Source organism: Nonomuraea mangrovi, from assembly GCF_042681425.1.
Lineage (GTDB): Bacteria > Actinomycetota > Actinomycetes > Streptosporangiales > Streptosporangiaceae > Nonomuraea > Nonomuraea mangrovi.
The window spans coordinates 195,105-216,465 of sequence record NZ_JBHUFV010000079.1; the positions used below are offsets into that span (position 1 = coordinate 195,105).

The 21,361-nt window shown below is 71.2% G+C and carries 19 protein-coding genes; 9 read left to right on the plus strand and 10 right to left on the minus strand.

The window, feature by feature from the left end:
- The first annotated feature begins 3 nt into the window (after positions 1-3).
- From miaA to ACFSKW_RS47245, 7 genes are all read left to right on the plus strand, one after another.
- On the plus strand, positions 4-897 hold the full coding sequence (gene miaA / locus ACFSKW_RS47215) for a tRNA (adenosine(37)-N6)-dimethylallyltransferase MiaA (protein ID WP_379581165.1): 894 nt from the start codon (positions 4-6) through the stop codon (positions 895-897).
- Positions 894-1,700: a diaminopimelate epimerase gene (dapF, locus tag ACFSKW_RS47220; protein ID WP_379581166.1), complete on the plus strand. Its 807-nt coding sequence runs from the start codon at positions 894-896 to the stop codon at positions 1,698-1,700. Before miaA ends, dapF begins: the two co-directional genes overlap by 4 nt.
- Positions 1,701-1,920: 220 nt before the next feature.
- The gene (locus ACFSKW_RS47225; RefSeq protein ID WP_379581167.1) at positions 1,921-2,676 is read left to right on the plus strand and encodes an SCO6745 family protein; all 756 of its coding nucleotides are present in this window, start codon (positions 1,921-1,923) and stop codon (positions 2,674-2,676) included.
- A gap of 19 nt (positions 2,677-2,695) precedes the next feature.
- Positions 2,696-4,978, plus strand: coding sequence for a tetratricopeptide repeat protein (locus ACFSKW_RS47230; protein WP_379581168.1), 2,283 nt, complete (start codon positions 2,696-2,698; stop codon positions 4,976-4,978).
- Positions 4,979-5,737 carry an SDR family NAD(P)-dependent oxidoreductase gene (locus ACFSKW_RS47235; protein ID WP_379581169.1) on the plus strand — a complete coding sequence of 253 codons (759 nt, stop codon included), beginning with the start codon at positions 4,979-4,981 and terminating at the stop codon, positions 5,735-5,737.
- 89 nt (positions 5,738-5,826) lie between these two features.
- Entirely contained in the window at positions 5,827-8,247 is a 2,421-nt protein-coding gene (locus tag ACFSKW_RS47240) for a GcvT family protein (protein ID WP_379581170.1), read from the plus strand.
- Between the two features lie 74 nt (positions 8,248-8,321).
- Positions 8,322-8,987 carry an HNH endonuclease family protein gene (locus tag ACFSKW_RS47245; RefSeq protein ID WP_379581171.1) on the plus strand — a complete coding sequence of 222 codons (666 nt, stop codon included), beginning with the start codon at positions 8,322-8,324 and terminating at the stop codon, positions 8,985-8,987.
- A gap of 1 nt (position 8,988) precedes the next feature.
- Here the strand turns inward: ACFSKW_RS47245 and ACFSKW_RS47250 are convergent, their stop codons facing one another.
- From ACFSKW_RS47250 to ACFSKW_RS47260, 3 genes are read right to left on the minus strand one after another with little or no spacing between them, the layout of a single operon-like run.
- Positions 8,989-9,285, minus strand: a complete 297-nt coding sequence (locus tag ACFSKW_RS47250) for a PepSY domain-containing protein (protein ID WP_379581172.1) — start codon at positions 9,283-9,285, stop codon at positions 8,989-8,991.
- A 35-nt stretch (positions 9,286-9,320) separates the two neighbouring features.
- Complete coding sequence (locus tag ACFSKW_RS47255; RefSeq protein ID WP_379581173.1) at positions 9,321-10,565, minus strand: sensor histidine kinase; 1,245 nt, start codon at positions 10,563-10,565, stop codon at positions 9,321-9,323.
- Positions 10,562-11,242: a response regulator transcription factor gene (locus ACFSKW_RS47260; RefSeq protein ID WP_379581174.1), complete on the minus strand. Its 681-nt coding sequence runs from the start codon at positions 11,240-11,242 to the stop codon at positions 10,562-10,564. The genes ACFSKW_RS47255 and ACFSKW_RS47260 overlap by 4 nt, the downstream gene beginning before the upstream one ends.
- Before the next feature lie 92 nt (positions 11,243-11,334).
- Between ACFSKW_RS47260 and ACFSKW_RS47265 the strand changes: the two genes are divergently transcribed.
- On the plus strand, positions 11,335-11,802 hold the full coding sequence (locus tag ACFSKW_RS47265) for a hypothetical protein (RefSeq protein WP_379581175.1): 468 nt from the start codon (positions 11,335-11,337) through the stop codon (positions 11,800-11,802).
- Here ACFSKW_RS47265 and ACFSKW_RS47270 read toward each other — a convergent pair.
- Both ACFSKW_RS47270 and ACFSKW_RS47275 read right to left on the minus strand, forming a co-directional pair.
- Positions 11,783-13,687, minus strand: coding sequence for a hypothetical protein (locus tag ACFSKW_RS47270; RefSeq protein WP_379581176.1), 1,905 nt, complete (start codon positions 13,685-13,687; stop codon positions 11,783-11,785). The genes ACFSKW_RS47265 and ACFSKW_RS47270 overlap by 20 nt on opposite strands.
- Before the next feature lie 31 nt (positions 13,688-13,718).
- Positions 13,719-13,931 carry a DUF2277 family protein gene (locus ACFSKW_RS47275; RefSeq protein WP_379581177.1) on the minus strand — a complete coding sequence of 71 codons (213 nt, stop codon included), beginning with the start codon at positions 13,929-13,931 and terminating at the stop codon, positions 13,719-13,721.
- A gap of 80 nt (positions 13,932-14,011) precedes the next feature.
- Here ACFSKW_RS47275 and ACFSKW_RS47280 point away from each other — a divergent pair, with 80 nt between their 5' ends.
- Positions 14,012-14,905: an SPFH domain-containing protein gene (locus ACFSKW_RS47280; RefSeq protein WP_379581178.1), complete on the plus strand. Its 894-nt coding sequence runs from the start codon at positions 14,012-14,014 to the stop codon at positions 14,903-14,905.
- 41 nt (positions 14,906-14,946) lie between these two features.
- On the opposite strand, the gene ACFSKW_RS47285 is transcribed toward ACFSKW_RS47280, so the two are convergent.
- The 5 genes from ACFSKW_RS47285 to aceB are packed head-to-tail and all read right to left on the minus strand — an operon-like array spanning position 14,947 to position 21,256.
- A complete protein-coding gene (locus tag ACFSKW_RS47285) occupies positions 14,947-15,690 on the minus strand; it encodes an IclR family transcriptional regulator (RefSeq protein WP_379581209.1) in 744 nt (247 codons plus the stop codon).
- 2 nt (positions 15,691-15,692) lie between these two features.
- Positions 15,693-17,009, minus strand: a complete 1,317-nt coding sequence (locus tag ACFSKW_RS47290) for a (Fe-S)-binding protein (RefSeq protein ID WP_379581179.1) — start codon at positions 17,007-17,009, stop codon at positions 15,693-15,695.
- A 5-nt stretch (positions 17,010-17,014) separates the two neighbouring features.
- Complete coding sequence (locus tag ACFSKW_RS47295; RefSeq protein ID WP_379581180.1) at positions 17,015-18,184, minus strand: FAD-binding oxidoreductase; 1,170 nt, start codon at positions 18,182-18,184, stop codon at positions 17,015-17,017.
- Positions 18,184-19,626 (minus strand): FAD-binding oxidoreductase, encoded by a 1,443-nt coding sequence (locus ACFSKW_RS47300; RefSeq protein WP_379581181.1) that lies wholly within the window; start codon positions 19,624-19,626, stop codon positions 18,184-18,186. Before ACFSKW_RS47300 ends, ACFSKW_RS47295 begins: the two co-directional genes overlap by 1 nt.
- A gap of 52 nt (positions 19,627-19,678) precedes the next feature.
- Complete coding sequence (gene aceB, locus ACFSKW_RS47305; RefSeq protein WP_379581182.1) at positions 19,679-21,256, minus strand: malate synthase A; 1,578 nt, start codon at positions 21,254-21,256, stop codon at positions 19,679-19,681.
- Positions 21,257-21,361 lie beyond the last annotated feature (105 nt).

Sequence of the window (21,361 nt, forward strand, 5' to 3'; positions counted from 1 at the left end):
CGTGTGGGGAAACAGCCAGTGATCGCCGTCGTCGGACCGACCGCGGCCGGAAAGTCTGATCTCGCCGTGGATCTGGCGCTCCGGCTGGGCGGGGAATGCATCAACACCGACTCCATGCAGCTTTACCGAGGAATGGACATCGGTACAGCAAAGCTGGATGAAACCGAGCGTCGCGGTGTCAAGCACCATCTTCTAGACATATGGGATGTCACGGTCACGGCGAGCGTCGCCGAGTACCAGCGGCTGGTCAGGCCGCTGATGGACGCCATCGACGTGCCCATCCTGGTGGGCGGCTCCGGTCTGTACGTCAGGGCGGCGCTGGACGACCTGGAGTTCCCTGGAACGGACGCCGGCATCAGGGCCGGGCTGGAGGCCGAGCTGGCCGAGCGGGGATCAGGGGCGCTGCACGCGCGCCTGCGCGAGAAGGACCCCGCCGCGGCCGCGGCCATCCTGCCGAGCAACGGCCGCAGGATCGTGCGCGCCCTGGAGGTCATCGAGCTCACCGGGCGCCCGTTCTCGGCCAACATGCCCTCCTACGACGCCGTCTACCCCAGCGTCCAGCTCGGCGTCGAGGTGCCGAGGCCGGTGCTCGACGAGCGCATCGAGCTGCGCGTCCGGCGCATGTGGGAGGCGGGCCTGGTCGACGAGGTGCGCGGGCTGCTCCCGCACGGCCTGGCGCACGGCCGTACGGCGAGCAGGGCCCTGGGCTACGCGCAGGTCCTGCGGTTCCTGGACGGCGAGTGGAGCGAGGACCAGGCCTTCGAGGAGACGGTCAGGGCCACGCGCAGGTTCGCCAGACGTCAGGAGTCGTGGTTCCGCCGCGATCCCAGGGTGGTCTGGCTGCCCTTCGACGCGCCGGATCTGCTGCGGCAGGCCCTGGATAGGGTTGAGACATGAGATTTCTCAAGGGGCACGGCACCGACAACGACTTCGTCATCCTCCCCGATCCCGACAACGAGCTCGACCTGCCCCCCGCCAGGGTGGCCGCGGTGTGCGACCGCAGGGCGGGCATCGGCGCGGACGGCGTGCTCCACGTGGTCAGGACCAAGCTCAGCCAGGAGGTGGTCGACCAGGCCGACCGCGCCGAGTGGTTCATGGACTACCGCAACGCCGACGGCAGCATCGCCGAGATGTGCGGCAACGGCGTGCGCGTCTTCGCCCGCTACCTGGTGGAGGCGGGCCTGGCCGAGCCGGGCGAGTTCGCCGTGGCGACCAGGGGAGGCCCCAAGCTCGTACGGCTGGCCGCCGACGGCGACGTGACCGTCGACATGGGCAAGCCGGTCGTGCTCGGGTCGAGCACCACCACCGTGAGCGGCCAGGAGTACACCGGGCTGCACGTCGACATGGGCAACCCGCATCTGGCCTGCGTCATCGGCGACCCCGTCGCGCACCTCGACCTCACCCACCAGCCGGCCTTCGACCCCGCGGTCTTCCCCAACGGGGTCAACATCGAGCTGCTGAACGCGGTGGGCACGCACCGGGCGTTGATGCGGGTGTACGAGCGCGGATCGGGCGAGACCCGCTCGTGCGGGACCGGCGCGGTCGCCACGGCGGTCGCGGCGGCGCACCTGGCGGGCGAGGACACGGGCACGTGGACGGTGGAGGTGCCGGGCGGGATCCTCACGGTCACCCTCGACGAGCGGACCAGCTACCTGGCGGGACCCGCGGCGATCATCGCCTCGGGGGAGCTGACTCTCTGACCCTGCCTGCCTCCGGCCCCAGGCCACGGTTTCGCGCCTCGGGGTCGTGGTCCCCGCGGTCCGGGGGGCGGCACCACGGGGACGAGGTCGCATCGCGGGGCCGTCCTCCCGTGCGTCCGGCCTTCCGGTCGCGGGCCGGAGGTGTCCGGGACCGGCTCTTCGGGTGAAGACCGTCGAGGAACCCTTGCAGAATGATGTTCTGGTGGGCGATGCTGGCCGCATGGTCGACTCCAAGAGCACCGCGGTGGCGGTCAAGGGCACGATCGGCAGGCTGGGCGGCGGCTTCATGCTCTCCCGCGAGGCCAAGGAGCTGTGCGCGCGGACGGGTCTCGGCCCGCGCGAGCTCTACTTCAGAGGCAGGTGCGGCGTCCTCGGCGAGGTCGACGCCGACGTCGTCACCTCGGCGGCGGTCTTCTTCCCTCCCAGCCACGTTCGCGAGAGTTGGGAAGGCGGCCGCAAACTCCCCGTCGAGGAGGCCGTCGCGCTCTACACCACGGCCTGCCACGCATGGGGCCACCGCAAGCTCGGCGCCGTCGAGGGCTGCGACCGCATCGCCCACCTCCTGGAGAAGGTCGCCGGCGCCGCCTCCGTGCTCGGGTCGCCGCTGTTCGCGGGCTGGCGGGCCGTACCGCTGCCCGACGACCCCGTGGCCAGGGCCACCCAGCTCATGCACGTGGTCAGGGAACTGCGCGGCGGCCTGCACGCGATCGCGATCCTGTCGATGGGGTTCGACCCGCTGACCGCGGCCCTCGCCACCGACCATGAGGGCACCCCTCTCGGTATCTCCTCCGGCCAGGACATGGCGCGCTTCTTCACCTGGCCCGAGCCGTACCCGGCCGTTCCCGAGGAGACGGTGGCGCGCAGGCGGGAGGCCGAGGAGTTGACGGACGAGCTGATGGCGCCCGCTTTCGCCGCCCTTACCGACGCGGAACGCGACGAGCTCGTCACCTTGATGCGTTTGGGGCACGTCCGTTGACCTGGCAGACTGGCTGCCCATGGACGTGGACATCTGGGCCTGGGTCGGCGAAGCCCAGCAGCAGCTTTCCGAGGCGGGTAACGCCCCGTTCGCCATGGCGCTTGGCGACCTGCCGGCTCAGGCCTACGAGGGTCGGTACCCGCAGCTCGACGTGATGGCCCCGGCCATCGCGCAGCAGGCGGAGACCCTCGGCCTGCCGTGGCTCGAGTTCTACGCCCGCTACTGGCACCTGATCGGCCGCATCGGTGACAGGGCGCAGGGCGCGGTCGCGATCGGTGACGCGGAGGAGCTCGTGGCGTTCGCCCAGCGCGAAGACGTTCGCGACTGCCCCTCGGCTCCCGCGGCCGTGGAGGCGCTGGCGCTCGCCCAGGCCAACGCCGACGGCCCCGGCTACGCCGCCGAGCGCCTGGCCGCCCTCGGCCCCGCCATCGAGGCGCTCGAGCCGACCGACGTCGCCTACGCGGGCCTGGTCACGCAGTACGTCTCGGCGCTCACCGACGCCGGACGCGCCGACGAGGCCGTCGCCTACGCCGAGACCGCCATCCAGCGCCTGGGCGCGGTCAGTCGCGAGGCGAGCTGGGAGCTCGGCGCGGAGAGCTCGCGCGCGCTGCTGGCCGCGGGCCGCGCCGACGACGCGCTCGCCGCCATCCAGGCCGCCGCCGATTTCAAGCCCGACGACCCCGTCGCCAAGCCGCACCGCGAGGGCGTGCGCCGCGCGCTCATCCTCGCCACGCTGGGGCGCACGGCCGAGGCCGTCGACGCGCTGCCCGACCTCGACGTCGTCGGCGACCACCCGCGCGACTTCGTGGAGTGGGCGCAGGCCGTCGCGAAGCTCGCGGGCTCCGCGCAGATCACCAACACCTGGCAGCTCGGGCGCGTCCTCCGCCAGTGGATCGACTACTTCGGCATGATGGGCGGCTACCGCGCCCGCGTCGAGCTGGCCCTGGTCGCCGGTGACCTCGCCGTGGACAGGAAGGGCGTCTGGCAGGCCGAACTGCTGGCCGACCTGGCCGAGCACGCCGCGACCGAGCTGCGCTCCGCCGAGGGCGTCGCCGAGCGGGTCGCCGCACTGCGCGCCGCCGCCGCGGCGACCGCCGCGCCCGAGGCGTCCAGCCCGCTGGAGGAGCGCGTCGCCTACTTCGACGCCGCCGACGGCATCAACGCCAACCCCGAGGAGTGGGTGGGCTGGCTGGCCCCGCTGTCGGGCCAGGACATCGAGGCCACGCGCCGCCACACCACGACGCTCGGCTTCCTCGGCTACCCCGCCACGGGCGCCGACATCTACTGGAAGATGCTCGTCGACGGCGGCCGGATCGCCACCGCCGACGCCCAGGACGTCGACTTCCTGACCAACCTGCTCGTCGAGGCCCGCCAGGACGAGCGGCTGGAGCAGATGGCCGAGCTGCTGCCCGGCGCGTTCAAGCATCTCGCGCTTGCCAGGCTTCACCTGGCCCGTGAGCGCTGGGAGCAGGCTGTCTCCGAGGCCGAGCAGGCGCTGGCGGCGGGCGCGGGCATCGAGGCCAGGCGCGCGCTGGCGAGCGCCAGCCAGCAGCTCGACCAGAACGCCAAGGGCGCCCAGGTGCTGCGCGAGGCCCTCGGCGGCGACGACATGACCGACGAGGACGTCTGGCGCATGATCGTGCTGGCGACCTCCGCCGAGGACTGGGAGACCGTCCGCGTCGGCGCCAAGAGGATCGGCATGCCGGTCAAGTCGGCCGAGGGGCCGATCGAGGAGGAGCTGGGCCTGGTCAGGATCATCCTGCCCGCGCCCGACGGCGGCCAGCGGCAGGTGCTGTCCATCCGCACGGGCCCCGCCACGGCCAGGCTCGCGCTGCCGCAGCCGCGCGGCATGGAGTACAACGCGGGCGACCTGGTCGTCTTCGACCCGCAGCTGCTCGAGCCCGTCCCCGACGACCCGCAGGAGCAGCAGAACTTCGTGCCGCCGTTCGCGGCGGTCCGCATGCTCCGCCCTGGCGGCTACACCAGCTACTTCTTCGACGGCGCCGCGCCGAGCGAGGAGGACTGGGCCGAGTTCACCGAGGTCATGGCCGAGCGCGGCTGGCCCATGTGGGTCTACAGCGACGAGAACTACCAGGTCTCCCACCCGACCAGCGGCGAGCAGCTGCCCGGCGTGTTCGGCTGGGTCGCGGTGCCGCCGGACGTCTCGCCCGTCGAGGTCGACGCCCTGCTCGACGACGCCACCGAGCGTTGGGTGCACCCCCTGGCCTGGCTCGACCTGGCCAGGGAGGTCGACGTCGAGGTGGAGCGCCACGAGCGGATCGTGAAGGAGTACGGACTCTAGATGCTCGACAGGTTCAGCCTTCAGGGGAAGGTCGCCATCGTCACAGGAGCCTCTTCGGGGCTGGGGGTGGCCTTCGCGCGGGGGCTGGCCGAGGCGGGCGCCGACATCGTGATCGGCGCCCGTCGCAAGGACCGGCTGGAGGAGACGCGCCTGCTGGTCGAGGAGACGGGCAGGCGGTGCGTGGCCGTACCGACCGACGTGACCGTCGTCGCCGACTGCGACGCGCTGGTCGAGGCGGCGGTGTCCACCTTCGGGACGGTCGACGTGCTGGTCAACAACGCGGGCGTGGGCACCGCGGTGCCCGCCACGCGGGAGACGCCCGAGCAGTTCCGTCAGGTCGTCGACATCAACCTGCACGGCACGTACTGGATGGCGCAGGCATGCGGGCGGGTCATGCGGCCCGGCTCGTCGATCATCAACGTGGGCAGCGTCCTCGGCGAGACGACCGCGGGCCTGCCGCAGGCGGCCTACAGCGCGTCCAAGGCGGCGGTCATCGGGCTGACCAGGGATCTGGCGCAGCAGTGGACGGGTCGCAAGGGCATCAGGGTCAACTGCCTGGAGCCCGGCTTCTTCCACTCGGAGATGACCGAGGACTACAAGCAGGACTACCTGGAGACGATGCTCGAGCTCCGCGTGCCGATGAAGCGCGTGGGCGACGCCTCCGAGCTGGTCGCCGCCGCCGTCTTCCTGGCCTCCGACGCCTCCTCCTACATCACCGGCGTGACGCTGCCGGTCGACGGCGGTCTCCTCATCACCTGACGTCCGCTGCCGACGGCGCTGGTGTTTGCGGCAGGTTGCCCGTTGTGTTCCGATACTTCTGCGTACCGGGGAACGGCGGGAGGCGTCGCATGGCTCGTGTGGTGATCATCGGCGCGGGGATCGTGGGCTGCGCCCTCGCCGACGAGCTGACCGCCCGCGGCTGGACCGACGTGACGGTCGTCGAGCAGGGGCCGCTGTTCGAGGCGGGCGGGTCGAGCTCGCACGCCCCGGGGCTGGTCTTCCAGACGAACGCGTCGAAGACGATGACCGAGTTCGCCGCCTACACCGTCGAGAAGTACACCGGTCTGGGCACCTTCGACCGGGTGGGCGGGCTGGAGGTGGCGACCACGCAGGAACGACTCGAGGACCTGCGGCGCAAGCACGGGTGGGCCGAGTCGTGGGGCGTGGAGGGAAGGCTGCTCGATCCCGCGCAGTGTCACGAGCTGTGGCCGCTGCTCGATGTCGGCAAGGTGCTCGGCGGCTTCCACGTGCCGGGCGACGGGCTGGCCAGGGCGGTGCCGAGCGGTGCGGCGCAGGCCCGCAGAGCGGTCGAGCGCGGGGCGCGTCTCCTGGAGCGGCACAGGGTCACCGGGATCGCCCAGCGGGGCGGACGGGTCACGGCGGTGGAGACCGACCAGGGTGTCGTTCCCGCCGACGTGGTCGTGTGCGCGGCCGGATTCTGGGGCCCGTCCATCGGGGCGATGGCGGGCGTCACCGTGCCGCTGCTGCCGCTGGCTCACCAGTACGCCAAGTCGGGTGCGCTCGCCGTGCCCCCTGGGCTGCCGATCCTGCGGCACCAGGACAAGGACCTGTACGTCCGCGGACACGGGGACAGGGTGGGGATCGGGTCCTACGCCCACCGGCCGATGCCGGTGAAGCAGCACGAGATCGACGACAGGGGCACGGTGATGCCCTCGGTGCAGGCGTTCACACCGGAGGACTTCGAGCCCTCGTGGAAGGACGCCGCCGAGCTCCTGCCCGCCCTGCGGGAGAGCACCTACCTGGACGGGATCAACGGGATCTTCTCCTTCACGCCCGACGGGTTCCCGCTGATCGGGCAGTCGTCGAAGCTGGAGGGGTTCTGGCTGGCCGAGGCGGTCTGGGTGACCCATTCGGCGGGCGTGGCCAGGGCGGTCGCCGAGCTGCTCGCCGACGGCCACTCCAGCGTGGACCTGCACGAGTGCGAGCTGGAGCGCTTCGAGCCCGTGCAGCTCGCCCCCGCCTTCATCGAGGAGCGCGGCAGGCAGAACTTCGTCGAGGTCTACGACATCATCCATCCGCTGCAGCCGATGGAGTCGCCGCGGCCGATGCGGACGAGCCCGTTCCACGTCAGGCAGCGCGAGCTCGGCGCCTACTTCCTCGAAGGCGCGGGATGGGAGCGGCCGCAGTGGTTCGAGGCCAACAAGCCGCTGCTGGAGGAGCTCGCCCTGCGCCGCAGAGCCGACGCCGACCTGCCCGACGAGGTGCGGGGGGCGTTCGTCGAGGCGGCACTCGGCGTCGCGCAGCGGGCCGAGTGGGCCTCCAGGTACTGGTCGCCGATCGCGGCGGCCGAGGCGTACGCGACGCGCGAGAGGGTCGCCCTCTACGACATGACGCCGCTCAAGCGCATCGAGGTCAGCGGGCCGGGGTCGGCGGACATGTTGCAGTGGCTGACCACCAACAATGTGGACAAGAAGCCCGGCTCGGTCACCTACACGCTCATGCTCGACGCCAGGGGCGGCATCAGGTCCGACCTGACCGTCGCCAGGCTGGAGGAGGACCGCTTCCAGGTCGGCGCCAACGGCAATCTGGACCTGGCGTGGCTGCGAGGGCACGCGCCGAAGGGCGTGGAGGTCCGCGACATCACGCCGGGCACCTGCTGCGTCGGCGTCTGGGGGCCGATGGCGCGCGAGCTGGTCCAGCCGCTGACGGACATGGACCTGTCGCACGAAGGGTTCCGCTACTTCACCTGTAAGTCCGGATATGTCGGTCAGGTGCCGGTGCTGGCCATGCGCGTCTCCTACGTCGGTGAGCTCGGCTGGGAGCTCTACACCAGCGCCGACCTGGGATTGAAGCTCTGGGACACGCTGTTCGGCGAGGGGGTGACGGCGGGCGGCAGAGCCGCGTTCAACAGCCTGCGCCTGGAGAAGGGCTACCGGCTCTGGGGCGTCGACATGACCCACGAGCACCGCCCGTACGAGGCGGGGCTGGGCTTCGCCGTACGGAAGGACAAGGACTTCCTCGGCCGCGACGCGCTGGACGGCGAGCTGACCCGCAGGCTGGTGCCGTTGCTGACGACCGAGGTGGTGATGGGCAAGGAGCCGGTCAAGCACGAGGGCAGGACGGCGGGATACGTCACCAGCGCCGCCTTCGGGCACACGATCGGCAGGCCGATCGCCTACGCGTGGCTGCCGGTGGAGCTGACGAGCCCCGGCACGCCCGTTGACATCGTGTACTTCGGCCGGCGCGTGCCCGCGGTGGTCGCCGAGGAGCCGCTCTTCGACCCGAAGATGGAGAAGATCCGGAGATAGGGATCTCCGTCGCTTTGATACCTGGCTGACGCGTTACTCGCGGGCTTGACCGTTTACATCCTAGAATTTTACGAATGAAAAGGATGTTGGCGGGTGCTCTGGCCTCGATGGCGTTGCTGACGGGGTGCGGGGCGCTACAGGCGGCCGACGTTGACTCCGACGCGGGTAAGGCGCCGTCCGCCGACGTCGGCGAGGCGCGCAAGGACCTGGACAAGCTCGAGGTCAAGGGGCGGGCGCCGAAGACGGGGTTCGAACGGGAGAAGTTCGGGCCCGCGTGGGCGGACGTCGACCACAACGGCTGCGACACCCGCAACGACATCCTCAAGCGGGACCTGCGCGATGAGACGTTCAAGCCGGGCACGCACGACTGCATCGTGCTGACCGGTGTCCTCGACGACCCGTACTCGGGCAAGACGATCAACTTCAAGCGCGGCCAGGACACCAGCTCGGACGTGCAGATCGACCACCTGATCCCGCTGTCGGACGCCTGGCAGAAGGGCGCGCAGCAGTGGGCCAAGGACAAGCGCAAGGAGTTCGCCAACGACCCGCTGAACCTTCTGGCCGTCGACGGGCCGCTCAACGGCCAGAAGAGCGACGCCGACGCGGCGACATGGCTGCCGCCGCGCAAGGCGTACAGGTGCGCCTACATCGTCCGCCAGGTCAAGGTGAAGACGAAGTACGCGCTGTGGGTCACCGCGGCGGAGAAGGCCGCGATGAAGGACATCCTGTCCTCCTGCTGAGTCAGTCGTCGTCCCCGTGGCGGTCCCTGCCACGGCCGTCGTCGTCACGGCCCCCGTCGTCGCGGTCCCTGTCGACCTTCACGATCCTGCCGTTCTTGACCGCCACGTGGACCTCGTACTCCCAGCGGCCCTTGCGCAGCTCGACCTCCCAGGTGCGGTGGCCGTGCTCCCAGTCGCGATGGACCTCCACGACGCTCGCGCCCGGCACGCGCGCCTTCGCGATGTCGACGGCCTGGGCCTGGGTGACGGGGGCGGCGGTGAAGAGCAGGGCCGCGGCGATGAGTGTTGTCGTCGTCATGGCCACAGGTTCGCCCCGGCCGCGATAGCACCGCGCTAGGAGATCGTTAAAGGTGGGCTAAGCGTGAGCGTGACCGTCGCGCCTGGCCCGGTGGAGAGTTCGATCGCGCCGCCCGCCGACTCGGCGGTCCTGCGGGCGATGTCGAGGCCGAGGCCGGTCGAGCCGGCGCCGCTGCGCCCCCGCTCCAGAGCCGCAGGAGGAAAACCCGGTCCCTCGTCGGCGACGACGAGCCGCACCCCGGGACTCAGCCGTACGGCGAGCGCGACGCCTTCGGGGGTGTGCGCGAAGACGTTGCCGAGCAGCGCGTCGACGCACGCGCCCAGCTCGGCCGCGCCCACCCGCACCGGCAGCGGGCCTGGAGCCAGGTCGAGGTCCATGCGGCGATCCTGGTCCTCGGCCAGAACCGACCAGAACGTGGCCCGCTCCGACACCACGGCAGCGGCGTCGCAGGACTGCTGCTCGCCGGTACGCCGCCTGGCCTCGGTGATGACCGCGCTGACGGCACGCTGCAACTCGTCGATCCTGGCCGACACCCTGGCCGCCTCGTCGGGGTCGCGCAGCGACTCCGCGTCCAGCCGCAGCCCGGTCAGCGGGGTTCGCAGGCGGTGCGAGAGGTCGGCGACCGACTCGCGCTCGGCGGCCAGCAGGTCGTCGATCCGCCCGGCCAGATGATTGAGCGCCAGCGCCACCGAGCGGACCTCGGGCGGGCCGTCCGGCGCCGCTCTGGCGGTCAGATCGCCGCCGGCCAGCCGGTGCGAGACCTGCGCCATCGCGCCGATCGGCCTGGTGATCGCCAGCGCCAGCCGGTCGGCCAGCACGATCCCGAGCGCGACCAGCGCCAGGCCGAGCAGCGCCAGACCGAGCCACGCCTCGCGCACGCCTTTGGTGAGCTCCGCGTCGCCGACGAACACCCGCACCACGACCGTCCCCTGAGGGGTGAGCGCCGAGACCAGCACGGCCCTGCCGCCGGGGGCCTCGGCGGTGACGCTGCGGCCCGTGGCGGCCAGCCGTACCGCGTCGTCACGAGAGGCGCCGGCTCCCAGCACCCCGCCGCCTGGCAGGAAGACGGTGACGGGGAAGGGGCCGCCGCGCGCCTGCTCCACGGTCAGGACCAGGTCGGGGGAGCCGGCCGCGACCGCGACCGACTCGGCGGCGCCCGTCGCCCTGGCCATCGCGCCGCTCTCGGCGACCGAGCGGATCAGCAGCGCCATCGGCACCAGCAGCGCCACGAGCACGAGAGAGGTGATCGCCGCGGCCAGGAGCGCGAGCCAGCGCCTCACGAAGGGCTCACGAGCTTCACACCCACGCCACGGACCGTGTGCAGGTAGCGGGGGTTCGCGGCCGTCTCACCCAGCTTGCGGCGCAGCCACGACAGGTGGACGTCGACCGTCTTGTCCGCCCCGCCGTACGGCACCTGCCACACCTCCACCAGCAGTTCGCGCTTGGTCACCACCTCGCCGGGCCTTGCGGCGAGGTAGTGCAGGACGTCGAACTCGCGCGGCGTGAGGTCGAGCGTGACGCCGCCGAGGGCCGCCGTCCTGGCCCGCGGGTCCAGGAGCAGGTCGCCGACCGTGAGCTCCTGCTTGTCCCTGACGTCGCCCGTCCGCCTGAGCACCGCCCTGATGCGGGCGTCGAGCTGGGCGGAGCTGTACGGCTTGACCACGTAGTCGTCGGCGCCCGCGTCGAGCACGGGGACCATCTCGGCGTCGCCGTCGCGGGCCGTGGCCACGATCACCGGCACCTTGCTGACCGCCCGCAGCATGCGCAGCAGGTCGACGCCGTCGAGGTCGGGCAGGCCCAGATCGAGGACCACCAGGTCGGGACGGTCCTGTACGGCCAGCCGCAGCCCGTCGAGCGCGGTGGGGGAGGAGGAGACGGCGTGGCCGAGCTCCCGCAGGCCACGGCTGAGGGCCGCCCGGATGGTCGCGTCGTCCTCGATGAGCAGGATGTCGGCCATATGAGGAAACCGTAGACGGTCGCGGGGGCCGCGTTAACCGGCTTATCGCCGCGTTAACCTCGCGTTATCGCGAGATGGGGGATGGTGGAAGGGTGAAACGCCTCTTCCTGGCCTGGGTGGTCGTCGCGCTGGTCGCCACGGGCTCCGGCATCGCGGTGCTCGGGCTGCTCGGCGGGTCGCTGACCGGGACCGTCGGCCGTCCGATGTCGGACGCCGAGGTCCGCGCCGCGCTGGCCGCGGCGCCCCAGCCGGCGGCCTCGCCGAGTCGGCCTGCGCCTTCGAGCGCCGCCCCCTCCGGCGACCGGCCCTCCACCCCGGGGCCGCGGGCCGCGGGCCGGGCCGAGGTGTTCAGGACCGCGGGCGGGACCGTGGTCGCCGCCTGTGACGCGGGCCTGGTGCGGCTGCGCTCGTGGAGCCCCGCCCAGGGCTACACCACCGACGACGTCGAGACCGAATCGCGTGACAGGGTCGAGGTCGAGTTCGAGTCGGGCGAGCGCGACGTCAAGATCGAGATCAGCTGCGACGGGCAGGACCGGCCCGTCATGACATCTCGGCGCTGAGCGCCTGCTTGGTCAGCGTCGCCTGCCGCCTGATCTGGCCCAGCACGATGGGATTGATCCCTTTCGCCGCGAACGTGGACACCATGTCGTCCATGAGGCCGAGCGCGCGGTCCAGATCGCCCCTCCTCGCCACGGCCCGCGCCAGGCGGCGCGTCACCATGTTGAGCGTGATGTTGTCGATCGACGCCTCTCTCGCCACCTCGCCGAGCAGCTCGATGCTCTCCCTCGTGTCGGGCGGGCGCACGTGCAGCTTCTTGTCCGCGCCGAGGTCCTTGAACTCACGCTCGGCGTTCAGGCCCTTCACCATCCGCGCGTAGACGGCCAGCGGGTGGTCGCCGAACCTGCCGATGACCTCCTCCAGCGCCTCGTTGCCCGAACGCAGCGTCGGGGAGTCGGAGCCCAGCAGCGAGAACAGCTTGCCCTGCTCCTCACCCAGCATCAGCTCGCCCACCTTGTGGTCGTCGGTGGTGATCGGATGGCGCACCCGCACCGGGCAGGAGGCGGAGACGATGCGGGAGCCGTCGGCCGCGATGTACTGCCCGCGCACCAGATAGTCGCCGGGCTGCTGGAAGTAGTGCCCGTCGCGGCCGTGACCGATGTAGGCGCTGCGGTACATCGCCGGATTGCCGGCGTCCAGCCTGATCTCGGGCGACTCGTCCACGCAGTGCCGCATCATCGGGCGGTACAGCACGGTCCTGCCCGACGGCTGGGTGATGGAGATCTGCGTGAACTCGGTGTCGGGATGCAGGTGGCCGTGCGTCGTGCGGGCCTCGCCCGTGGACGACAGCTTGAGCTCGACGACGACCGGCTCGCCGTATCCGAAGGAGTCCTTCGCCCGCACCTCCAGCAGCAGCCCTGACCGGTCGTCGACCGGCTGCTCGAACGGGTCGAGCTCGGCCGCGCCCGTGCCGAAGGCGTTGGCGCCCATGACCACGTCGCGGAAGAAGCCGTGACGCAGGTGAACGAGCTCGGCGTCGGTGAACTGGAACGGGAAGGACTGCCAGTAGGCGCGCTCGCCGCCGGGGACGTAGTTCTGCACGTAGTTCATCCACGACAGGTCGCCGAAGCCGCCGTGCAGGCCGAGCGGCTGCGGCGGGCGGGCCAGGTTCTTCTGCCAGGAGTGCAGGAGGTTGAAGGCGTGGCCGAGCTCGTGCACGTACGTGCGCAGCTGGGCCCGCTGAGCCTGCGGCGATTCACCCTTGATCGCGTCGTAGAAGACGGCGGCGCCCTGGCGCTGGCAGCCGTCGTTGTAGTCGAACATGATGCCGCGGAAGCCGCCCACGTGCCTGCTGGCGACCAGCAGCCACACCCGCCACGCCGCCTGGTCGCCGAACGAGGCGAACTGCCTGGTCATCGCGTTGTGCAGCTCGGAGTCGTCCCACGCCAGGTCATCGCCGGCGCCGTCCACGGGGACCACGCCGGGCTCGGCGACGCGCAGCTCCACGCCCGCCTCCGCGTACGCCTCCGCCACCGTCAGCATCCGCCCGCCCGACGGGCACGGCAGCGAACCGGTGTCGTAGGACACGAACGGCACCGCTCCCGTGACCGAGTCCTGCTCCAGCAGGACGCTCCTGAAGAACGGCGAGGCCCGGTCGAGCCTGTACGTCCTTCCGGCGACCGTCGCGGTGGCCGAACCTTCGGTGACGGTGACGGTCACGTGCCTGTCGGGTGCGGCGAACGTGAAGGCGCCCTGCCCCTCGATCCTGTCGCCCTGCCTGGTCGTCGCGTGCACGACGAACGAACCGTGATAGGTGGTCGTCGCGCCGGTCGTGGTGAACAGGTCGCCGCTGAGCCGCCCTGTCGGTCTCGCTCCGTCGACGTCGACCCTCAGGTCGAGCTGGGATTCACCGTCCTGGCCGCGGTACAGGCCGCTGATGGGGGGCATACGAGGAACATTCCCCCGCCCTGTGCGGCTGTCAATGGGCCCTGCGGATCTGCAGGCCGGCCAGGAGCTCCTCGGAGGCCTTGGTGATGGCCTCGACGGCGGCGTCGAAGGCCGCGGCGTTGTGGGCGGCGGGGGCGCGGAAACCGGAGATCTTCCTGACGTACTGCAGGGCCGCGGCGCGCACGTCGTCCTCGGTGACGTCGTCGGTGTACGGCGGGCGCAGCGTCTTGATGCTTCTACACATGCCTCGCACGCTACCTCCCAGCACCGACCTTTCTCCGGCGCCGGCCCTTCCCGGGAAAGCGCCCAGTAGTATCTCGCCGCGTGAGAAGAGGACTCTTAATCGCGGCGGCAGGCGCGGTGCTCGTCGCCCTGGTCGTCATCGCCACCGGCTTCTCCCGCGTCAGCACCGAACCCGACGAGGTCGTGCTCCACTACGCGGGAGGACCGATCGAGGCGATCAAGTTCGAGCGGTGCATCAACCCGTCCAGCGGCGCCACCTGGCTCGGCCCTGGCGACACCGACTACCACTACCCCTTCGGCCAGCGGACCTTCGACTTCTCCGGCTCCGACGACGCCGAGTCCGGCGGGATCAGCATCGTCTCGAAGGACAACGTCGAGATGAAGGTGTCAGGGTCGGCGACCTTCACGCTCAACACCGACTGCAAGGTCCTCCAGCAGTTCCACGAGAAGATCGGCCGCAAGTTCGGCGCGTTCTTCGAGGACGGCTCGTCCCGCGGCTGGACCAAGATGCTCAACTTCTACTTCAAGCAGCCGCTCGACCGGGCGATGGACGCCGCCTCGCAGGAGTTCGAGTGGAAGAAGCTGTTCAACGACCCCACGGTCAAGCAGCAGTGGGAGCAGCGGGTCGGCCAGCTGGCCAGGCAGTTCATCAAGGAGACCGCCGGCGCCGAGTACTTCTGCCAGCCCAACTACGCGGGCACGGGCGACTGCGGTGACGTGGTGCTGACCATCCAGAAGCCGCAGCCGCCGGAGAGCCTCATCAACGCCCTGGCCGCCGAGCAGGCAGCCAAGCAGCAGAACCTGGCCCAGCAGCAGATCAACGCCAAGGTGAAGACGGAGCTGGAGTCGATCCAGGACCTGGTCAGGGTGCTCGGGCCGAACGGCGCGATCCTGTGGAAGGCGATCCAGGACGGCAAGGTCGACGTGGTGCCCGTCCCGCAGAACGGCACGATCAACATCACGCCGAGGCGCTGAGCCGCGCGCGACCCCCGGCCGGTGGGGGCCGGCCGAGGACCTCACCAGCCGTTCGGGGAGCTCAGTTCGCGGCCGAAGTCGAGGGCGATCTTCCGCATGCCCTCGGCCAGCTCGTCCCTGTCGAGCGCCTCGATGCGCTCGGCAGGCCCCGACACCGACATGGCCGCCACCACGCGGACCCCGTCGTTCACCGGCACGGCGAGGCAGTGCACGCCGAGCTCCTCCTCGCCGAGGTCCATGGCGTACCCCCGGTCCCTGACCGCGGCCAGTTCGGCGCGCATGGCCTCGCCGTCGGTGATGGTGTTGGCGGTGCGCCTGGGCATGCCGGTCCGCTCGAACACCGCCATCGCCTCGGCGCCGGGCCTGTCGGCCAGCAGCACCTTGCCCACGGCCGTGCTGTGCGGCAGCACGCGCCTGCCGACCTCGGCGAACATCCGCAACCTGCGCGGCGAGGGCACCTGCGCGACGTACACGATGAAGTCGCCCTCCAGCACCGCCAGGTTGGCGGTCTCGCCCGAAAGCTCGACCATCCTGGTCAGGTACGGCTGCGCCCACACCCCCACCATCCGTTCGGCGACCCCGCCGAGCCTGACGAGCGCCCCGCCGAGCGCGTACCTGCGGTCGGATTCCTGCCGCACGTAGCCGCGGGCCAGCAGCGTCTGCAGCAGGCGGTGGATCGTCCCGTACGGCAGGCCGGTGCGAGCCGCGATCTCCGACAGCCCCGCCTCGCCGCCGTGCGCGGCCAGCGCCTCCAGGACGTCCAACGCCCGGTCGACCGACTGCACGCTCACGCGAGCCCCCCTCGGGGACGACCGCCGTCACGACCTCTGGTCCCCGGGCCGGAGCCATCGCGGCCACCGCGCCCTGTGGCACCCAGGACGGACGGGGAGACGCCGCGCAGGGAGGCGTCCAGCACCTCCGCCGTGTGCGCGACCCTGATCTCCTCGCCCCGCCGCCGCATCGCCGCCGCGATCTGCATCGTGCACCCGGGGTTGGCCGACACCAGCAGCTCCGCCCCCGTCGACCGGACCCGCGCCGCCTTCCTGTCCCCGAGGTCGCGCGCCGCCGCCGGCTGGAAGATGTTGTAGGTCCCCGCCGACCCGCAGCACAGGTCCGACTCGGGAATCTCCTTGAGCGACAGCTCGGGGATGCCGCGCAGCAGTTCCCTCGGCTGTGCCCTGATCCCCTGGGCGTGCGCCAGATGGCAGGCGTCGTGGTAGGCCACGCTCACCGGCAGCGGATGCCGTTTCGCCACGGGCCCCAACTCGGCCAGCCACTCGGCCAGGTCGACGGTCCTGATCGCGCGTGCCCTGGCCGCCCACTCCTGTGAGTCGCCCAGCAGCTCCGCGTACTCCTTCATCGACGAGCCGCAGCCCGCGGCGTTCACCACGATGGTGTCGACCCCGGCTCGCTCGAACGTCCTGATCGTCCGCCTCGCGAACCTTCGCGCCTGGTCCGAGCGCCCCGAGTGCACGCTCAACGCCCCGCAGCACCCCTGATGCGGGGGGATCACCACATCGCATCCCTCCAACGCCAGTACCCGTGCGGTGGCCGCGTTGACCTGGGGGAAGAACTCGCCCTGCACGCACCCGGTCAGCATCCCGACCACGGCCCTGCGCGGGCCCACGGCCGTGACGCGGCGCGGCAGCCGCTGCCGCCTGCCCGGAGCGGGCGCGAGGGCGATCATGGCACCCAGGCTGGGGTGCGCCCGTTCGAGCAGCGGCTGCAGCCTTCTGGCCACCCCGAGCGTCGGACGCAGGGCGCGCAGCCTGCGTGGGTAGGGGAACAGTCCGAACACCAGCCCGCGCACCGCCCGCTCCTGCGGCTCGCGCACGTGCTCGCGCTCGACCTCGGCGCGCGTCTGCTCGATCAGCAGGTCGTACCGCACGCCCGAGGGGCACGCGGTCACGCACGCCATGCAGCCCAGGCACGCGTCGAAGTGGCCCGCCATCGCGGGCGTGATCGGCGTGCCTTCGACGTGCTGGCCCATCAGGTGGATGCGGCCGCGAGGGGAGTCCATCTCCTCGCCCCACAACACGTACGTCGGGCACGTCGGCAGGCAGAACCCGCAGTGCACGCAGTCCTTGATCAGCTCGGGTTCCATCGGGGTCAGATCCCTCCCACGAACCTGCCGGGAGACATCCTGCGCCCGGGATCGAAACGTTCCTTCACACGCCGCATCAGCGGCAGCGCGCTGATCTCTCCCCACCTGTCCAGGCCCTGGTACGGCTCGCCGACCACCACGGTGACCCTCCCGCCGTACTCGCCGAGCCGCTTGCGCAGGGGCACCACGGCCTCCATGAGGTGCTCGTCGCCGCCGAGCCACACGACCCCTGAGGCGGGCGAGCCGCGCACCGCCGCGCCGAGGCCGAGCGTCTCCTGCAGGACCTGGTCGGCCCGCGAGGGCGGGAAGCGCACCTCGAGCAGCACCTCGTCGTCGGGCAGCACGCCCCACCACGACGGGGGCCGCCCCTCGATCGCGGCTTGACCTCCGACGAGGGCGGCGACGGACTCGGCACGCGACCGGGCGGCCGTGCCCTCCACCAGGACGGCCAGCTCGACCCGCCCTTCGCCGGCCGTCCGGTCGACCTCGATGGCCGTGGGCTCGTCCTGGGAGGCGGCCAGGGTCGTGACGACGGAGCCCAAGGCGGTGGCCTGCGGTACGGACGAGGTCACCCAGCGGCGGTCGGCGGCACGGGGGTGGAGGCGGAACGTCGCGTCGGCGATCACGCCGAGTGTCCCGTACGAGCCGGTGAAGAGCTTGCCGAGGTCGTAGCCCGCCACGTTCTTGACCACCTTGCCGCCCGAGCGGGCGACGGTTCCGTCGGCGAGGACGACGGTGATGCCGATGATCAGGTCGCGGGCCGTGCCGTACCGGAAGGAACGCGGGCCCGCCGTCGCGGTGGCGAGGGTGCCGCCGACGGTCGCGCCCTCCACGGGAACGTCGAGCGCCAGCTCCTGGCCCTGGGCGGCGAGGGTGCCTGCGAGGGCGTCCATGGTGACGCCCGCCTGAACCTTCACCACCAGGTCACCCGAGGCGTGTTCGACGACCTGGTTGAGACAGCAGGTGTCCAGCAGCACGTCACAGCGCTCGGGCGGCGGGCCCCAGTGCAGCTTGGAGCCGCCGCCGGCGGGGACGACCGCCAGGTCCCGCTCGGCGGAGGCCTTCAGGACGGCGGCGATCTCCTCGACGCTCTCCGGGAGCGCGACCCAGCGCGGACGCACGCCCGCGACCTCGTCGTCCGGACCCGCCTGCCTGACCGTGACCCCGCTCGGCATCAAAACTGCTCCGCCTTTCCCGACTCGACCAGCGGGTGCACGCCCTTGCGCACGCCCGGCACCTCCCCGCACAGGCGCGGTGTGGGGAACACCTTGCCCGGGTTCGACAGCCCGCGCGGATCGAACGCGCACCTGACGAGCTGCATGGTGTCGAGGTCCTCCGCGGAGAACATCCTCGGCATGTAGCGGGCCTTGTCGACGCCGACGCCGTGCTCGCCGGTGATCGAGCCGCCGTGCTCGATGCACAGGTCGAGGATGCGGCCGGAGACGATCTCGGCGCGCTCTCCCGCTCCGGGCTCGGCGTCGTCGAACAGCACCAGGGGGTGCAGGTTGCCGTCGCCGGCGTGGAAGACGTTGGCGACCTTGATGTCGTGCTCGTGGGAGAGCCTGTCGATGCCCGCCAGCACCTCGGGCAGCGCCGTGCGCGGCACCACGCCGTCCTGCACGATGTAGGCGGGGCTGATCCGGCCGACGGCGGCGAAGGCCGACTTGCGCCCCTTCCAGATCGCCGCCCGTTCGGCGGGCCCCGCGGCCACCCGCAGCTCGAAGGCGCCCGAGCAGATCTCCTTGAGCTGCTCGAACTGCGTCTCGACCTCCGCGCTCGGCCCGTCCAGCTCGACGATCAGCACCGCGCCCGCGTTCTCCGGGTAGCGGCAGGCCACGGCCGCCTCAGCGGCGGCGATGGCCAGCGCGTCCATCATCTCGATCGCCGCGGGGACGATGCCCGCCGCGATGATCGCGGACACGGCCTCACCGCCCCGCTCGATGCCGTCGAAGGCCGCCAGTACCGTGATCACCATCTCGGGCGCGCGGCTGAGCCGTACGGTCACCTTGGTCGTGATCCCCAGCGTGCCCTCGGAGCCGATGAAGGCGCCGAGCAGGTCGTAGCCGGGATCGTGCCGGTCCAGCACCACGATGTCGCCGTCGGGCGTGACGATCTCGCAGGCCTCGACGTGGTTGACCGTGAACCCGTACTTCAGGCAGTGCGCGCCGCCCGAGTTCTCCGCCACGTTGCCGCCGATCGAGCAGATCTGCTGGCTGGAGGGGTCGGGCGCGTAGTAGTAGCCCTGGTCGCGGACCGCCTCGGTGATCGCCAGGTTCGTGACGCCCGGCTCGACGACCGCCCTGCGGTTGGGCAGGTCGATCTCCACGATCGCCCGCATCTTCGAGGTGACGATCAGCACGCCGTCGGTGCGGGGGAGCGCGCCGCCCGACAGGCCGGTGCCCGAGCCGCGCGCCACGAACGGCACGCCGTGCTCGTTGCACAGCCTGACCACCGCCGCGATCTGCTCAGCGGTCTCCGGCAGGACGGCGACACCCGGCATGGCGCGGTGATAGGTGAGGCCGTCGCACTCGTAGGTGCGCAGCCGTACCGGGTCGGTGATCACCGAGTCCTCCGGCAGGAACGCCCGAAGGCCCTCGGTGAGCTCGGTCGAGATCATGGGCACCTACCTCCCCGGAACCGGTCGCTCCCACCGGTCCCGGGTCAGAAAGCTACGGCATGCGGGCATAGGCGGGGAGGGTGAGGAACTCGGCGAAGTCGTCGTTCAGCGCGACCTCCTTGAACAGCGCCTCGGCCTGGCCGTACAGCCGCTCGTCGTAACCGGGCTCCGCGGCGATCTTGGCGAGCTCCTCCGCGATGATCTGCTCGACGAGCTCCCTGGTCACCGGCGCGCCGGTGTCGGCGAGCGTGATGCCGTTGTGGATCCACTGCCAGATCTGGGAGCGGGAGATCTCGGCGGTGGCCGCGTCCTCCATGAGGTTGTGGATCGCGACCGCGCCGAGCCCGCCCATCCAGGCGGCCAGGTAGCGCAGGGCGACGTCCACGTTGTTGCGCAGGCCGTTCTCCGTGATGTCACCAGGGGTGGCGGAGACGGCGAGCAGGTCGGCGGCGGACACCTCGACGTCCTCGCGGAGCCTGTCGAGCTGGTTGGGGCGCTCGCCGAGCACGGAGCCGAAGACCTCGCGGCAGATCGGCACCAGGTCGGGGTGGGCCACCCACGAACCGTCGAAGCCGTCACCGGACTCGCGGGTCTTGTCCGCCCTGACCTTGTCGAGGGCGACGGCGTTGACCTCGGGGTCCCTGCGGCTGGGGATGAAGGCGGCCATGCCGCCGATGGCGTGGGCGCCGCGCTTGTGGCAGCTGCGCACGAGCAGTTCGGTGTAGGCGCGCATGAACGGCGCGGTCATCGTCACGGCGTTGCGCTCGGGCAGCAGGAACTCGCGCCCCCTGGTGCGGAACTTCTTGATCACGCTGAACAGGTAGTCCCAGCGGCCGGCATTGAGGCCGGCGGAGTGGTCGCGCAGCTCGTAGAGGATCTCCTCCATCTCGAACGCCGCGGGGTAGGTCTCGATCAGCACGGTCGCCCTGATCGTGCCGTTGTCCAGGCCGAGAGCGCGCTGGGCGTGGACGAAGACGTCGTTCCAGAGGCGGGCCTCCAGGTGCGACTCCATCTTCGGCAGGTAGAAGTACGGCCCCTTGCCCTTCGCGAGCTGCCGGGAGGCGCAGTGGAAGAGGTACAGGCCGAAGTCGAACAGCGAGGCCGAGACCTCCTGTCCGTCGACCAGGGCGTGCTTCTCGTTGAGGTGCCATCCGCGCGGCCGCACGACGATGGTGGCCAGCTCGGCGTCGGGCTTGAGCGTGTAGCTCTTGCCGCCGGTCTCGAAGTCGATCTCGCGGTCGAGCGCGGCGCGCAGGTTGAGCTGGCCGCTCACGCAGTTCTCCCACAGCGGGGAGTTGGCGTCCTCGAAGTCGGCGAGCCACACCTTGGCGCCTGAGTTGAGGGCGTTGATGGTCATCTTCCTGTCGACCGGCCCGGTGATCTCGACGCGGCGGTCCTCGAGGCCCGGCGCGGGCGGCGCGACCTGCCACTCGCCCTCCCTGACCTCCTTGGTCTCGGCGAGGAAGTCGAGCGTGCCGCCGGCGGACAGTTCGGCCTGCCTGGCCTGCCTCGCGTCCAGGAGTTCCAGGCGCCTGGCGTCGAACTTCCGGTGGAGCTCCGCCACGAAGGCCAGGGCCTCCGGCGTGAGGATCTCCTCGAACCGGTCGAGCATCGGGCCTGTGATCTCCATGACAGCCTCTTTCCGCATAGTGGAAAAATAGTTCTGGATTATGGAAGTGACGCTACTTCACCGGGTCGGTTCGGGACAAGGCAAGGGTCATCCCCGATGCTGTCT